Below are 14,689 nucleotides of genomic sequence, written 5' to 3'. Positions count from 1 at the left end.
TGTGATGCTGGCCTCCATCCAACCAGCATCAAAGAATCAGAACAAAACTGATTTGGGAATCCCAACCGATTCAGAAAAACGGTGAAACGTTCTAGGGATAGAGCCGCCACTCCGTTGGGCAACGGGAAAGCCCGAGGATGTCGCGCGATCCCAGCGTCTTTCTAATCCAGGGTTGCTTGACGCGCGATAGCCGCGTTGGAAATGACGCCGAAGAAATATTCGGCTCTTAGCCTGAAGGAAACTTGGTCGATAACCGAGATTGCAACTCGAGTGAACAAGCCGGTCACGGGTTTGTGTACAAGTTCGAGGGCGATTAACCCCAAGTGCCCAGTAGCTGTCGCTTGCGCGAGCCAGCGGTATCCTACGCCAAGGATTGCCCTGACGGTAGATGCGCATTTTTGACCAATTCGGCTTTCAATTGGGCTGTTTCCATACCAAGGGCAATGAATTTCCGGGCGTGTATGGCCAGCTCCAGGTTGTCCTTCCACAAGTCCCGCCAGATAGCTGTCTTCAGCGAGAGGGTGCGGTCTACAATGGCCGAAGAGAAGGACTCGAAAGTTACAAAATCCTCCCAGCCAATGGCCACCAACGCGTCGAATATCTTGCCGAAATCGATGTTCCCCGTGCCAAGATAGCCGCGGTGACTCTCGCCGATATGCACATAACCGATCTTGCCCGCGGCATTGCGGATGGCCAGACCGACATCGGCCTCCTCGATATTCATGTGGAAGGTATCGAGATGCAGGAAGACATTGGAGGCGCCGACATCCGCGATATAGGCCAGTCCTTGCGCAGCCGTGTTGAGCATGTTGCTTTCGAAGCGGTTCACCACTTCAAGATTGAGCGTCACGCCTGCCGCCATCGCGTTTTCTGCAACCTTGGTGAAGGCCGAAACGCTGGTGTCCCAGGCTTTGCGCGTGAGCGCGGTTTCCTGTTTGCCGTGCGCGGAACTCAAGATGCCGGCAAGCTTCGTCCCGCCAAGATCGCGAGTCAATGCGATGGAGGTCTTCAGGATCTCGATGCCACGCGCGACCGTGGCCGGATCCTCGCTTGAAATGTCGCCTTCCGGCGGGAGGCCCATGCTGATCGCAACATTGAGCTTCAGTTCCTTCAGCCGCGCGGCTACCCAGTTCACATCCACCTGGGCAGGATCGATGTAGGAAAACTCAATCAGATCGAACCCGAGTTCATGGGACTGAACCATCGCGCGTTCCAGCTCATCCTTGGATGAACCTGCGCTCCAGACAAAGGAATGGACACCAATTTTCGACATGCGAGCACCCGGCTGAGAAGCGATTTTCGAGAGGTTGCTCCGGGGAACAAGAGCCCCCGGAGCCGGGTCGATCGGGATCAGCGCGCTGCCGTCCAACCCTTGTAGTCCTTGAGGTTTTCCGCCGTGATCAACTGCGGATCGAGCAGCACGACCGGTTCGGCCGGCTTCTTACCATTCAGCACCTCGACGCCGAGTTGCAGCGCCTGTCCTGCCATCGTGTAAGGATCCTGCGAGGCGGATGCCTTGATCAGAGAGTTCTTGTCAGCCAGCGCCTTTTCGATATCGGGAGCACCGTCCACGGCGGTGATGATGAACTCCTTGCGGTTCAATTGCTTGGCCGCGAGCTCGGCCCCGATCGCCGTCGGATCGTTGATGGCGAAAATCCCGTCGATCTTCTGGAAGCGGGTGAGCAGGCCCTGCATCACGGCGAGACCGCCATCGCGCGAACCCTGACCGTTCTGGTCGTCCGAAAGGATCTTCATGCCCGAAGCCTTCGCAAGCGTCTCCTTGCAGCCCTTGACGCGGTCGAGGATCGACGAGGATGCCGGCCCGTTGATGATGACCACATCGCCCTTGCCGCCCAGCTTGTCGACGAGATACTGGCAGGCTTCGGAACCGGCCTTGACATTGTTGGTCATGACAGTGACGTCGGCACCCGGCGCGGACACGTCGAACGCGGCGACGACAACGCCTGCAGCAGTCGCCTTTTTCACTGCCGGCGCAATCGCCTTGGCATCGACCGCGTTGAGCATGATGATGTCGACACCTGCTGCAATGAAGCTGTCGATCTGGGAAACCTGCTTGTTCAGGTCGTAATCGGCGGAAACGGACGTGACCTGGACTTTCGGATTGATCTTCTTGGCCGCATCTTCGATCCCCTTGATGGTGGCAACGAAGAACGGATTTCCGAGAAGACCGACGGAGATGCCGATCTTGTTCAGATCCTTTGCCGACGCCGGCATTGCTATGACAGCGGCAAGTGCCGTGCCGATCATGAATTTCGAAAGCATGCGCATAATTTCCTCCTTTGTGACGCTCCTCGCGTCGTTGTTGCCGAAAATTTCCTGTCGAAATTCCGGATGGTTTCGCTCTACCGGTGAGCGGTTCAGGTACGGCTGAGGCCCTTCGCCCGGTAGCGGTCGAGCGCTACGGCAACGATGATGACCAGGCCCTTGATGATGTACTGCCAGATGTCGGACACCCCGACGAGGATTAGACCGTTGGACAGGACGGCGATGATCAGCGCGCCGATCAGCGTCCCCCAGATCGAACCGACCCCGCCGACAAAGCTCGTTCCGCCGAGAATGACGGCCGCAATCGCGTCGAGTTCGTAGGACTGGCCAAGTTGCAAGCCGTTTGCGGCGTAGAGGCGCGCGGCGGACATGGCGCCGCCGAGACCGGAAAACAGCCCCGACATCGCGTAAACGAAGAGCAGGACCAGCGGCACCTTGATACCGGTAAGCCGGGCTGCTTCGACATTACCGCCGACCGCGTAGATCCATGTGCCCAGCACGGTGCGCTTCAGGATGAACCACGAGACGACGATGGTGATGGTCGCGATGATCGCCAGCCACGGAATACCAAAGAGCGAACCATTGCCGATAAAATCGAAGGGAAGATCGGGATTGAACACCGTCGTATCGTTGCCGAGCAGACGCGCGATGCCTCGGATCGCCGTCAACGAACCCAGCGTCACGATGAAGGGCGGGAGTTTCAAGAAAGCGATGATGATGCCGTTGATGAGCCCGCAGCCCAATCCGACGGCGATCGCTGCCGGCACGCCGAGCATGCCGATGTCGGGCCAAAGCGAGACCATGACGCCAACCATGGCAGAGGCGGCCAGGATCGAACCCACCGACAGGTCGATGCCGCCGGTCAGGATCACGAAGGTCATTCCTGCGGCAAGCACCGTGTTGATCGACGCCTGCTGCATGACGATCGAAAGATTGTTGACCGACAGAAAGCGCCCGCTCAGAACGTGGAAACCGATGGCCAGCAGGATGAGCACCGGCAGCATGCCGAGCGCCGTGAAGGTGGAGCGCAGCCGGGCTTTGTCCATGGTTGTCTTGGTGTTCTGTATATCTGCCATGGTCAGGCTTCCTTTTGCGGTACGTCGGAAATAGCGCCGGTCGAAAGCGTCATGATTGCTTCTTGCACGATCGGCGCGCCGGGTGCGGCAGCCACTTGTCCGACGATGCGCCCCTCGCGGATGACCAGAGCCCGGTCTGCAATGCCGATGATTTCCGGAAGGTCGCTGGAGATCATCACGATGGCGATCCCTTCGCGGGCGAGTTCGTCGATGATCCGGTAGATCTCCGACTTCGCGCCGACATCTACGCCGCGTGTCGGTTCATCGAGAATGATCACCTTGGGCCGTGTCTCGAGAAGCCGCGCAATCAGGGCTTTCTGCTGGTTGCCGCCGGAAAGCGCCCCGACATTGATGCCGGTACTTGCGGTGCGAATGGAAAGGTTGGAGACCGCCCTGTCCGCGCGCTTGCGTGCCTTGGCAAAATCCAGAATCCCGACGGGTTTTGCATCATCGCCGATGACGGCAACATTGACATTTTCGCTGACCGACAAATCGAGGAAAAGCCCGAGACCTTTCCGATCCTCCGTCAGATAGGCAATTCCGGCGTCCATTGCGTCGCGCGGTCCATCAATGGAAAGTTCGCGGCCGTTGAGGACCACGCTGCCGCCGGTCTTGCGATCGGCGCCGAAGATCAGCCGCGCGAGTTCCGTACGTCCAGAGCCGACAAGGCCTGCAATACCCAGCACCTCGCCGGCGTGGACGTCGAAGGAGCAGTCATGCACGCGTCTGCCGTCGCCGAGATCGCGCACGGAAAGCACCACCGTCTGTTCGCCGTCCGGCGCATGGTGCTCCTTCTTGTAGAAGGACGAGAGATCGCGGCCGACCATCATGGAGACAAGCTTCGCCGCCGAAAGATCGGCACGGTCCAACGTGCCGACATAGGCGCTGTCACGCAGCACGCTCACGCGGTCCGCGAGTTTGTAAATCTCTTCCATGCGGTGGCTGATGTAGATGATGGCGATTCCCTGGGCCTTCAGGCTGGCGATCACCTCAAACAGCTTGTCCGTCTCGCGTGTCGTCAGCGAGGTTGTCGGCTCATCCATGACGATGATCCGGGCATTGGTCGTCAGCGCGCGCGCGATCTCGACCATCTGCCGCTCGCCGAGCGAAAGCGTCGACACAAGGGTATCTGCGCCGAAGCCGAGCCCGAGGCGTTTGAGGATCGGTTCGGCACGCGAGCGGATGTCCGAGCGGTTCACGATGCCGAAGCGGGAGGGCTCGGCTCCGAGATACATGTTCTGCGCCACGGTCAGGTTCGGCGCCAGTGACAGTTCCTGATAGATAACGGCAATGCCGTTTTCCTTGGCCTTGATCGGATCGCCGGTCACGACCGGCTTACCGTCGATCAATATATCGCCGCCCGCATCTGCCCTGTAGGCACCAGAGAGCACCTTCATCAGCGTGGACTTGCCGGCCCCGTTTTCGCCCATCAGTGCGTGAACCTCGCCTGCATGCACGGTCAGGGAGACGTTGGAGAGCGCACGCGCCGGCCCGAATGTCTTGGAAATATTACGCATTTCCAGAACCGGGACCCTGGCCGGAGATGCGACCTGTTGAGCCGTCATCCGTTTGCCTCCTTGCCGGGCGACATGCCGCCGAGGCGGCTTTGGGCGAGCGACAGCCAACGCGTCCGGTAGGCGGAAAGCCCGTCGATGGCGACGGGGTCTGCCCGGCCGCACTCGTTGACAAAGGGGGAAAGCCCAGTTGACTCGAACGCCAGGGCTGCGGCCCCCAGCGCGCTGCCTTCGGAGACAGCGCTGACCAGGACCTTTTGCTTCGGACGCAGGGTCGCGAGCAGGACTTGATAAAGTCCTGTCTTCACCAGCCCGCCATCGATGACGATATCGTTTTCCGACCTGATGAGGCTGAGCGAGAGATCCGTCATCAGGACCACGTAGAGAAGCGCGGCAGCGGCGCGCTCCTCACCTTCTGCGGCGGGTCCCACGAAGCAGCCCTCGCAGCCCGGCATCGGTCCACCGGGGGCAAATGACGGCAGGGCGAATATGCCCTTGCGGATCACGGCGGCGACAGCCTCCAAACCGATCGGCTTGTTCCAGCCGCCACTGGCGATCTCATATTCCCGCCCCCCCATGAAACGGATCGTGGCTGCCGGCTGATGATCGACTGTGACATTGGCGAGCATGTCGCGCTCGCTGTCGAGCGCGTCCAGCGCGCAGGCCAGATTGAAGATGATGACCCAGGTGCCCGTGGAAACGAGCGTGAAGTCCGAGAAGCCGAGCGAGCGATAATAATAGAGCGCGGCATTGCTGTCGTGGACGCCGTTATGGACTGTTAGGGTTCTGGACTTGGTGTTCCAGGTCCCGACGGGAGCCCCTGCCCGTGCCATCGCTGGCATCTTGCAACGCCAGCCCTGTTCATGAACGAGGCTGCTGTAATCGTCGTTCAGGGGTGCCCAAAGATGTGAATGGCAGCCCAGATAGGAAACCTCGGACACTGCCACGCCCGCGAAGCGCCATGACCAGAATTGCGGATAGGCAAGAATTGTATCGCAATTCTCCAGCAATGCGGGGTCGCGGTCCTGCAACCAAAGAATATGGCGGCCATAATTGAAGCCGAGCGGTAATCGGGGCGAAAAGGTTTCCTCGAATGCCGGCACAAGACGATCGATCCTCGCCGCGACATCGCTCGGCGGTTCCTGCTCGTAATCGAGAATGGGGGCTGCAAGGCTTGACCCGGCGACTAGCGCAAAGGTGCAGCCATGGCCCGAGAACATGACTCCGGAAATCCGGTGACGGTCGGCGAGTTCGTTCAGTTCGCCCTGCATCCATGAGAAGAGATGCCCGTCGTCGAGCACCCGAAGTCCGCCTTTGTCGCGCCAAACGGGCCTTGTCCGGCTTTCGGCCACCATGCTTCCATCGGCTGCGAAGATGAACAGCTTGGAATTTGTCTTGCCGAGATCAAAGACGGCAATGCTGGAGGATGAGGCGCTGTTCATCTCAGCCTCCCTGTCCCGAGGCGTTCGCGACGATGATCGTCACGCCGGCATTTTCCAGCATTTTCGCATCGGCATCCGCCAAACCGTCATCCGTGATTACGGTGCCGATCCGCGATAGCGGCAACACGATATGACGCGCCTGGATCGATAGTTTGCGGCTATCGGCGAGAACGACGATTTCATCCGTGCGCGTAGAAAGCTCGGCAATCACCTTCGACAGAAGCGGGTGCGATTCCAGCAGGCCTTCGCTGCTGATACCCTGCGTGCCCACAAAGAAGCGCGATGCGAAAAAGCTTGGAAGACCGGCGGACGGATCGTGAATGATGCGGGGCTCGCGGTAAAGCTCGCCGCCCGCGACCGTCAATTGGCAGGTGCCATGCTCTCCGAGATGAGCGGCAAGCGGCATGGAATTCGTGTAGATCCGCACATTGCGCCGGGCGAGCAGGAGGCCGAGCTGAAAGCAGGTGGACCCCGCATGAACGATAATGGAATCGCCGTCGCGGACAAGCGCTGCAGCAGCCTCGGCAATCGCACGCTTCGCTTCCACCGCAATGTCGCGGTTCTCGTTATATGGCCGCGCGGCGATACGTCCCGCACCTGCGCCTTCGCTCGCCGAGATGCCGCCGTAAACCTTTCGTGCCTTGCCGATCTCGTGAAGCTTGTCGATATCGCGACGGACGGTTGCGGCAGAGACGCCGAGATACTCCTGGAGATCGCGCACGGACGCAAACGGCTGCTCTTTCAGCAGATCAGTAATAAGCCTGTGCCGATCAGCGTCGCTCAAGGGATCCTCCTCCCATGCTCCTCATGCATGGATGATCAACTATAATCACATGACGACAGATATCTCAAGTAGCATGATCTAAAAACATCATTGTTGACGTAATTCACTCATCGATATACCCTGTACGCGTAAACTCCATCATGCAGTGCAGCAATTTTTGTACGAACCAGCGTTGCCGTGTGATGGAGGTACGGGAGGAAAGAATGGCAGGACCAACAACACGCCCGGTCGATTTCGACAATTTCATCGATCTATCCCGGCGGATCGGCACGGATGTCCTGAAAACCCAGGGCGCTGGTGGTAATACATCCATCAAGGCCGATGGGGTCATGTGGGTCAAAGCCTCGGGTACCTGGCTTTCTGAGGCAGGCACAAAGGAAATCATGGTTCCCGTCGAGGTGACGCCACTGGTGGAAGCGTTGCGCGCCGGCGATCCTCGCGCTGAGAAATCCACCGATTTCGTAGTCGAGGCGCTGAACCTGAGTGGGCTCAGGCCTTCGATAGAGACAAGCTTTCATGCGGCATTGCCGCAGCGCGTGATCGCTCACTACCATTGTGTCAACACGATCGCGCATGCCGTTGCCTCGGATCGCAGCGAACGGCTAAAGGCGTGCATGGCCGCCCTGCCGGATCTCACCTGGGCCACTGTCCCGTATCGGCGACCGGGCGTGCCGCTGGCGCGCGAAATCGACAAGGTTGCCAGCGGCCGACACGACATTCTCTTTCTCTTCAATCACGGCGTGATCGTTTGTGGAGACAGCGTTGAGGAGGTCGCTGACAGGATCGAGCGGGTGACCGCAGCGCTGGAAATCGCGCCCCGGCATGTCGGAGTACCGGACATGCCGGAGCTTGAAGCGCTTTCTGCGGGCTCCGGCTTCAGACCCGCAGTGGATCTCGAAAGCCACCGGACCGCGCTTGATGTCGTTTCCGCCCGGATTGCCACCGGGGGCTCGCTTTACCCGGACCATGTCATCTTTCTTGGCACCCAAAACGGTGTGCTTGCACCTGGTGAAACGGTGGCCGAGCACCTGCGGGCTGCGGCCGGCGACGCCGAGCCGATAAAAATGTTGATCGTGCCCGGCAAGGGCGTCCTGCTTTCCGATACGCTGACACCGGGCGGCGAAGTGATGGCGCGCTGCCTCGCAGAAGTGGTGACGCGCATCGCGGACGAGACCGTTCCGGCCTATATCGGCGCTGAGGCCGAAGCCGAGCTCACAAATTGGGAAGCGGAACGATACCGGCAGGCGCTGGATCGAAAGGCTTTGGGACTTTGATGGCGCAAATACCTTCACCCGCAGTTGCGATCGGCATCGATGTCGGAACATCGGGGGTGCGCGCCGCCGCCGTTTCGCAAGATGGAAATACCGTCGCCCTGGCGACCGCCCCGTTTCAGGAGGCGGCGGAAACGCGGGCTCCAGCGGCCTGGTGGCAGCGTGCCGTCGAATGTCTTTCGGCACTTGCCGGACAGACCTCGCTGGACAGCGTACAGGGACTGGCAGTTGACGGAACTTCCGGCACGGTGTTGTCGGTCGATCCGATGGGCAGGCCGCTCGATGTGCTGATGTATAACGAGCCTTGCCCGGACGCGCAGATCGTCAAGCGCATTGCGGCCGTCGCCCCTGCCGACAGCCCGGCGCAGGGCGCAAATTCCGGGTTGGCGCGGGCCATCCATCTGAAAACCGTGTCCAGAGATGCGATGGTCCTCCATCAGGCGGACTGGATTGCCATGCAGCTTGGTCTTGAGAACACAATTTCGGACGAGAACAATGCTCTGAAGACAGGATACGATCTGGCCGGGGAGCGTTGGCCCGACTGGATTGCGGAGGCCGGCATGCCGATCGATAGCTTGCCTGCCGTCGTGCGCGCAGGCGCCCGGATCGGGACGGTCGGATCGCTGACAAAGGCGTTCGGACTTTCAGAAACCTGCCATATCCATGCCGGAACGACGGACGGTTGCGCTTCATTCCTGGCAACCGGTGCAAGCCGGCATGGCGACGGCGTGACAGCCCTCGGTTCGACGATGGTGCTGAAACTTGCCTCGGATCGTCCGGTCAACGCGGTCCAATATGGCATCTATGCCCATCGAATACTCGGTTTCTGGCTGATCGGCGGTGCCTCCAACACCGGCGGCGCGGTGATCCGCAGCCTGATCGGGGACCACCGGCTCGAGGACCTGACAGCCCGACTTACGCCCGACACTCCGACCCAGCTCGACTATTATCCGCTACTGAAACCCGGCGAACGCTTTCCTGTGAACGATCCGAACTACCCGCCGAGGCTTGACCCGCGCCCCGCAGACGATGCCCTCTTCTTTCAAGGGCTGCTTGAGGGAATGACGGCGGTGGAGAAACGGGGTTACGATCTCCTCGAAATGCTCGGGGGCCCGAGCCTGGCGTCGGTGCGGACTGTCGGAGGTGGATCACGGAATCCGGTCTGGACCCTCATGCGGCAAAGGGCGCTCGGCGTTGACTTCCAGCCGGCGCGGTCGACAGAGGCTGCGGTCGGCACAGCATTCCTTGTCCTTGCCGGGAGTTCGCATTGAAAGATGTCGCTACCACCACGCTCGCGAAGCTGATCGATCGATACCAGGTTTTTTTCATCGACCAGTTCGGCGTGCTGCGCGACAACGAAGGTGCGTATCCGGGCGCAGCGCAAGCGCTGCATGGATTGAAGGCCGCCAGCAAAACCGTCGTCATCCTGTCCAATTCGGGCCGCAGCGGAGAATATAATGCTGAGCGCTTTACACGGCTCGGCTTTAGCCGCGAGAGCTTCGACCGATTCGTCACGTCCGGCGATGCCGCTTATGCCGTGCTGTCGCAAAAGGGAATGTCTTTGCCTGCCGCGACACGCTGCCTGACCATTTCGAGTGGCGATGACCGCAATCTCGCCGATCGGCTTGGGTTTCAGCACACTCAGGATGCCGCCGAGGCGGATCTCGTGGTCATTTCGGGAAGCGAAGCAGAGAAGATACCGATGCAGGTCTATGCGGACATGTTGCGACCTGCGGCGGTGCGGCAGGTGCCAGCGATCTGCACCAATCCCGATATTTACAAGCTAGCAGACGGGACGACAGCTCCCGGCGCGGGCAGCATTGCGACGCTCTACCAAAGGCTGGGTGGCCCCGTTCGGTGGTTTGGCAAGCCGCATCGAGACATCTACGAGCACGCGATGCGATCGGTCGGAAACCCGTCGCTCTCCAACGTCGTCTGCATTGGTGACAGCATCGATCATGACATTCTTGGCGCTGCAAAGTTCGGATTGGATTCCGCACTGGTCCTGACCGGCATTCTCGCAGATTTGCCCCTGAAGGAGGTCGACATCTTGATGACAGCCGATCGCAAGCCGACATTCATCCTGAGTGCATTCCAGTAATTGCCGGTTCACATGATCACGGGAGTTGTGCGCATGTGGCTCGACCCCCGTTTTCGCGCCGGATAGAAGCGCGCGAGGTCTCAGAATTGCACTCTTCCAGGATCCGTTCAGCCACGTTGATAACGTATGAGATTTCCCTTTTATCCATTGCCTCAACGACGATTGGGGAAAATTTCGTTGCCGCAATCGTTGCTCTTGAAGCGATTCAAACCGCCGACCTGTCGTTTTGCCAACATGTTCGCAACGAATTTCCGTGTACGGGCAGCTACTTGTTCTCCGGAATAGCAGATATGGAGCTCCGAAACAGAACTCTGCCTTCTATCGAGCGTAATCCGTTACTCGCGCATATGTCACCAGCCCGTCAGGGGCTGGCAAGTGCGGAGACCAGCCACCCAGGGCGGAGCAGTAATCTGTCAACGCGCACCTTGCGTCAGCAATCGTCTTGTGATTGCATCTCGGCGGATTTGTGGCTTTTTCATGTTTCGTCGTGATATTTTGAAGCGGGGATCCCTGTCTGGACTCGCCCATGTGAGCTGCTGGAAACCGAAGTCCCCAAACACCCCTGTCGGTGGTCGACTGCTTATCGACGCCCATTGCCATGTCTTCAACGCATCGGACCTGTCAACGGAGCGATTTTTACGTCAGGGCATGTTGGGCAGACGAGACAAATAGTGATACCGAAATAATTAAGAGCGCATCTGAGGCCAGCTGACGAGAACGGGTGGCGAATTTTGGATCGAATGCTATATCGGGCAGGCTATACGACATCAAATCTGCTAACCGGCCATTCTTTCCCGATTTGCCTTGTGCTCCTTGCCCGACCGTCATGAACGTCATTTCGAAATTTTCCCCTCCGCCGCGCACCCACATGACGCCCGAGCTTCTGGTGCGGGCGGCTGAGTTCGAGCGTCACCCGCAGTTCTATAGGGCCATGGCCAGTTTCAGCCTCATGGCGATCCGGCTCTACCAGGGACCGGGCGTTGCCCGCTTTCTCGTCAATGAGACGGCACGCACCATCATTGCCAATCTGTGCATCATCTTTGATGCCATCTCGCAGGACGACCCATCCGTCACCCTCACGGTCGGGCGCGTTCAGGATGCCTGTGAGAAGCTTGGAATCGCGAGCCGCGGGCGGGTCTATACATTTCTGAAAATGATGGAGCTGGGCAAATATCTTCAGACCCAGCCGGGAACGGATCGGCGTATCCGTCGTCTGGTGCCTTCGTCGCAGTTCGTGCAGCACCTTGATACCATTGTCGAGGCGATTCTTGAGGGGGCGGATATCCTGCTTCCCGAGCCGATTTGCGTCAGGCGCTATTCCGATCCCACGACGCGACGTCGATTCATTCAGGCGTCAGGGGAGGACATGCTGGCCGGCTTCGCGCCGTGGAACCATTATGAGGAAATGCGCCCCTTCACCGCGCGCGATGGTGGCTTTCACATTCTTTCGGTCATTCTCGATCAGGCCGGCGCCTTTGAGCGTGACATTCCGGGCGGGACGCATGTCACGGTTTCGTTGGCTGATCTGGCGCGCAAACACAATCTGTCGCGCAGCCATCTGCGCCAGCTTCTGGCCGACGCCGTGGACCATGACCTCATCGTCCTGGAGAACGCGGCAACCTACAAGATCGTCCTCACTCCTCGCCTTATTTCGATCTACCGGGCTCATATAGCCCTGCTCCTTGCCTATTACGCGGAGATAATCGAGACCCGAATTTAGTTGCCCCCGACTTCCGGGACGAGCCCGAGACGCTCTGGCTCGTTTCGAGCTTCACGCGCCTTATGTCGATATACAGTCAGTAACGAACTCATGCCATCTTCCCCAAAGGCGGTCATTAGAACTTCACCCGATAGCTCGCCGAGAGCCAGGTCGTATTCTTCCCGGTCTGGTTCGACGTATTGACCATCACCAGCCCGTCGCCATTGCCGATCTTGTAGCTCATGCCCAGACCGCCGCGCAGGAAGTCCTGCTGCACACTTGCGCCGTCGAGTGAGAAGGCCGAAAGCCCGAGGATCTGTCCGCTGACACCGGCGCCGGACTTTTCGAAACGATGGCCGTATTCGAGACGGGTGACGAGGGCGAGATTGTCGGTCAGCGGGGTTTTGGCATCGGCACCGATGCGCACCGTGTTGGAAGTCTCGCGCGACCCGTCGAACCGAACCGGGAAGCTGCCGCCGGTTTCCGTGTAACCGTTCATCTGCGAGTTCAGGTAGGTATAGCTGGCAAAGGGCGAGATGCCCGTTGAGGCGAGCTTGAACGCGTCCTGCCAGTCCACGCGGGCACGGACGCCATAGGTCTGCGTCGCCGTCGAGCCGAAGGACGAATCGTTTGCCACGCCGTTGAGATAGCCGCGACGGATATCCGCCTTGCCCCAGTTGAAATAGCCGGAGAGGGTTGCCACGACACCGCCGCCAACGGCATAGGAGACATCGGGCGCAACATAGCCCGACGAGAACACGGAGTTCCCCGCATTGGGCGTATCCATCCGCGCATATTGCCCGCCGCCCGCGATCCTCACCGTCCAGCCACCGTCCAGCCCACGGCCGAAGCCGAATTCGCCTGCACCCAGGCCGCCACGATAGGACGCGCCATTGGCATAGCCGCCATCGCCCGTGAACCACGCGGACGACTGCCCGGCATCGAGCAGCATGAAGAGCGGCGAGGAATGCGCGCCATTCACCGCCATGTCCGCGTTCTGCAACTGTCCCGAAACACGCGGTGTATTGGCAAGGCTCTGCTGGAAGTTTGTCACGTCCATGAGGCCCGCCGGGGTCGTCTGTGGGCTGTCAGGGGTCGTGACCGTCGATGTGCCGCGCGCGATAAAGGCGTGACCGTTCTGCAATTGACCGACAATGACATTGCCGTTCGCGGAAACGCCGTGGGCCGACTGCGTCACGTCGCTCGGAAGGGACACGCCCTGGCTGCGCAGCCAATCGTCCACCGAGACCATGCCCAAGGCCTGCGTCCAGCGGAAGGCGAGTTGCGCGGCGTCGTTGGTCGTGTTGGCGGCGCCCACGACGACAGTGCCGTCCGCGTTGACGCGGTTGGCAGCGGAGTCTGTTCCCCCGAGGGTACCGAGGTCGACCATGGTGTTGGTGGCCGCGGTCCAGCGGAAGGCGTGGGATGCCGCGTCGTTGGCCGTGCTGGCAGTGCCCACGACCACGGAGCCATCGGCATTGACGCCCTGCGCAGTGGAGTCTGTTCCCCCGAGGGTGCCGAGGTCGACCATGGTGTTGGTGGCCGACGTCCAGCGGAAGGCGTGGGATGCGAAGCCGTTGGCCAGGAGGGACTCGCCCACGACGACGGAGCCGTCGGCATTGACGCGCCACGCAAAGGAGAACACCCCGCCCAGCGAGCCGAGATCGGTCATGGTGTTGGTGGCCGACGTCCAGCGGAAGGCGCGCTGCGCGGCGTTGTTGGTCGTGTAGGCATAGCCCACGATCACGGAGCCGTCGGCATTCACATCCTGGGCAAAGGAGTCGCTCCCCCCGAGGGTTCCCAGATCGGTCATGGCGTTGGTGGCCGACGTCCAGCGGAAGGCGCGCTGCGCGACATTGTTGGTGATGAAGGCCCGGCCCACGACAACCGAACCGTCGTCGCTGACAGCGTTGGCTGCGGAGTCTATCCCGCCGAAGGTTCCGAGATCGACCATGGTGTTGCTGCTCGCCGTCCAGCGGAAGGCGCGGCCAGCATTGTCGTTGGTCGCCCAGGCCTGTCCCACGACGACGGAGCCGTCGGCGCTGACGTCGCTGGCATAGGAGATTGTCCCCCCGAAAGTGCCGAGATCGGTGTAACTTGCCGGTGTCGTCGTGCTACCGGCAAGTGCGCCGGTTGCCATGCTTGCGGCGAAGCCAAATCCCAAAACGCCCAGATAATCGATTTTAGCAATTCCGAGCCGAAACTGGAAACCGGTTTCGCGTCTGGAATTATGCAAAAACAAGGAGATAGAGCGCTTCAGCGTTTCCATTAAACATTGAGACGCTCTGACGTACATCCCCCGCGTCGCCGCAATCGGTGCATATCGAGGCCAAACGCGGGAAGCACGGCTGTCCGGCAGCGAAACCGTCCGGGCGGGCGTCGCGGGGAGGCCGGATTTCGGCCCTTCCTCCGCATATGCGGCATCTGCGTGTCGCTCGGTCCGGCTCTTGCCCCACACGGTCCTGCGGCTCATGAGACATGCTCCCATGGGTCACCTTTTCCCTCTTCCTGTCAAC

At 60.2% G+C, this 14,689-nt stretch carries 12 protein-coding genes; 4 read left to right on the top strand and 8 right to left on the bottom strand.

What is annotated here, in order from left to right; translation table 11 throughout:
- Positions 1-361: 361 nt before the first annotated feature.
- From ABID16_RS20980 to ABID16_RS20955, 6 genes are all read right to left on the bottom strand, one after another.
- A complete protein-coding gene (locus tag ABID16_RS20980) occupies positions 362-1,273 on the bottom strand; it encodes a sugar phosphate isomerase/epimerase family protein (protein ID WP_354558328.1) in 912 nt (303 codons plus the stop codon).
- A 77-nt stretch (positions 1,274-1,350) separates the two neighbouring features.
- Positions 1,351-2,289 (bottom strand): ABC transporter substrate-binding protein, encoded by a 939-nt coding sequence (locus ABID16_RS20975; protein ID WP_354558324.1) that lies wholly within the window; start codon positions 2,287-2,289, stop codon positions 1,351-1,353.
- An 89-nt stretch (positions 2,290-2,378) separates the two neighbouring features.
- On the bottom strand, positions 2,379-3,362 hold the full coding sequence (locus tag ABID16_RS20970; RefSeq protein ID WP_354558323.1) for an ABC transporter permease subunit: 984 nt from the start codon (positions 3,360-3,362) through the stop codon (positions 2,379-2,381).
- Positions 3,363-3,364: 2 nt separating this feature from the next.
- A complete protein-coding gene (locus ABID16_RS20965; protein ID WP_354558322.1) occupies positions 3,365-4,927 on the bottom strand; it encodes a sugar ABC transporter ATP-binding protein in 1,563 nt (520 codons plus the stop codon).
- Positions 4,924-6,318, bottom strand: coding sequence for a carbohydrate kinase (locus tag ABID16_RS20960; RefSeq protein WP_354558321.1), 1,395 nt, complete (start codon positions 6,316-6,318; stop codon positions 4,924-4,926). Before ABID16_RS20960 ends, ABID16_RS20965 begins: the two co-directional genes overlap by 4 nt.
- A 1-nt stretch (position 6,319) precedes the next feature.
- Positions 6,320-7,102 carry a DeoR/GlpR family DNA-binding transcription regulator gene (locus ABID16_RS20955; protein ID WP_354558320.1) on the bottom strand — a complete coding sequence of 261 codons (783 nt, stop codon included), beginning with the start codon at positions 7,100-7,102 and terminating at the stop codon, positions 6,320-6,322.
- A 203-nt stretch (positions 7,103-7,305) separates the two neighbouring features.
- On the opposite strand from ABID16_RS20955, the gene ABID16_RS20950 reads away from it, so the two are divergent.
- The 3 genes from ABID16_RS20950 to ABID16_RS20940 are packed head-to-tail and all read left to right on the top strand — an operon-like array spanning position 7,306 to position 10,474.
- On the top strand, positions 7,306-8,376 hold the full coding sequence (locus tag ABID16_RS20950) for a class II aldolase/adducin family protein (RefSeq protein ID WP_354558319.1): 1,071 nt from the start codon (positions 7,306-7,308) through the stop codon (positions 8,374-8,376).
- Complete coding sequence (locus ABID16_RS20945) at positions 8,376-9,644, top strand: FGGY-family carbohydrate kinase (RefSeq protein ID WP_354558318.1); 1,269 nt, start codon at positions 8,376-8,378, stop codon at positions 9,642-9,644. The genes ABID16_RS20950 and ABID16_RS20945 overlap by 1 nt, the downstream gene beginning before the upstream one ends.
- Positions 9,641-10,474: a TIGR01459 family HAD-type hydrolase gene (locus ABID16_RS20940; RefSeq protein WP_354558317.1), complete on the top strand. Its 834-nt coding sequence runs from the start codon at positions 9,641-9,643 to the stop codon at positions 10,472-10,474. Before ABID16_RS20945 ends, ABID16_RS20940 begins: the two co-directional genes overlap by 4 nt.
- Before the next feature lie 636 nt (positions 10,475-11,110).
- Here the strand turns inward: ABID16_RS20940 and ABID16_RS20935 are convergent.
- Positions 11,111-11,311, bottom strand: coding sequence for a hypothetical protein (locus tag ABID16_RS20935; RefSeq protein ID WP_354558316.1), 201 nt, complete (start codon positions 11,309-11,311; stop codon positions 11,111-11,113).
- A 31-nt stretch (positions 11,312-11,342) separates the two neighbouring features.
- Between ABID16_RS20935 and ABID16_RS20930 the strand changes: the two genes are divergently transcribed.
- Positions 11,343-12,194 carry a hypothetical protein gene (locus tag ABID16_RS20930; RefSeq protein WP_354558315.1) on the top strand — a complete coding sequence of 284 codons (852 nt, stop codon included), beginning with the start codon at positions 11,343-11,345 and terminating at the stop codon, positions 12,192-12,194.
- Between the two features lie 115 nt (positions 12,195-12,309).
- Here the strand turns inward: ABID16_RS20930 and ABID16_RS20925 are convergent, their stop codons facing one another.
- Positions 12,310-14,313, bottom strand: coding sequence for an autotransporter domain-containing protein (locus ABID16_RS20925; protein ID WP_354558314.1), 2,004 nt, complete (start codon positions 14,311-14,313; stop codon positions 12,310-12,312).
- Positions 14,314-14,689: the final 376 nt, after the last annotated feature.

Origin of the sequence: Limnomicrobium aquaticum, from assembly GCF_040545545.1 — a bacterium.
In the GTDB taxonomy this organism is placed as follows: Bacteria; Pseudomonadota; Alphaproteobacteria; order Rhizobiales; family Rhizobiaceae; genus Ensifer_A; species Ensifer_A aquaticum.
Note: the sequence above shows the minus strand (reverse complement) of the source record. Positions and strands in the feature narration are given on the sequence as shown.

What these genes read in the sequence shown, in the direction of transcription:
- ABID16_RS20980 (WP_354558328.1), bottom strand. Translation starts at nt 1,273, where the DNA reads ATGTCGAAAATTGGTGTCCATTCCTTTGTCTGGAGCGCAGGTTCATCC.
- ABID16_RS20975 (WP_354558324.1), bottom strand. Translation starts at nt 2,289, where the DNA reads ATGCGCATGCTTTCGAAATTCATGATCGGCACGGCACTTGCCGCTGTC.
- ABID16_RS20970 (WP_354558323.1), bottom strand. Translation starts at nt 3,362, where the DNA reads ATGGCAGATATACAGAACACCAAGACAACCATGGACAAAGCCCGGCTG.
- ABID16_RS20965 (WP_354558322.1), bottom strand. Translation starts at nt 4,927, where the DNA reads ATGACGGCTCAACAGGTCGCATCTCCGGCCAGGGTCCCGGTTCTGGAA.
- ABID16_RS20960 (WP_354558321.1), bottom strand. Translation starts at nt 6,318, where the DNA reads ATGAACAGCGCCTCATCCTCCAGCATTGCCGTCTTTGATCTCGGCAAG.
- ABID16_RS20950 (WP_354558319.1), top strand. Translation starts at nt 7,306, where the DNA reads ATGGCAGGACCAACAACACGCCCGGTCGATTTCGACAATTTCATCGAT.
- ABID16_RS20945 (WP_354558318.1), top strand. Translation starts at nt 8,376, where the DNA reads ATGGCGCAAATACCTTCACCCGCAGTTGCGATCGGCATCGATGTCGGA.
- ABID16_RS20935 (WP_354558316.1), bottom strand. Translation starts at nt 11,311, where the DNA reads ATGACGTTCATGACGGTCGGGCAAGGAGCACAAGGCAAATCGGGAAAG.
- ABID16_RS20930 (WP_354558315.1), top strand. Translation starts at nt 11,343, where the DNA reads ATGACGCCCGAGCTTCTGGTGCGGGCGGCTGAGTTCGAGCGTCACCCG.
- ABID16_RS20925 (WP_354558314.1), bottom strand. Translation starts at nt 14,313, where the DNA reads ATGGCAACCGGCGCACTTGCCGGTAGCACGACGACACCGGCAAGTTAC.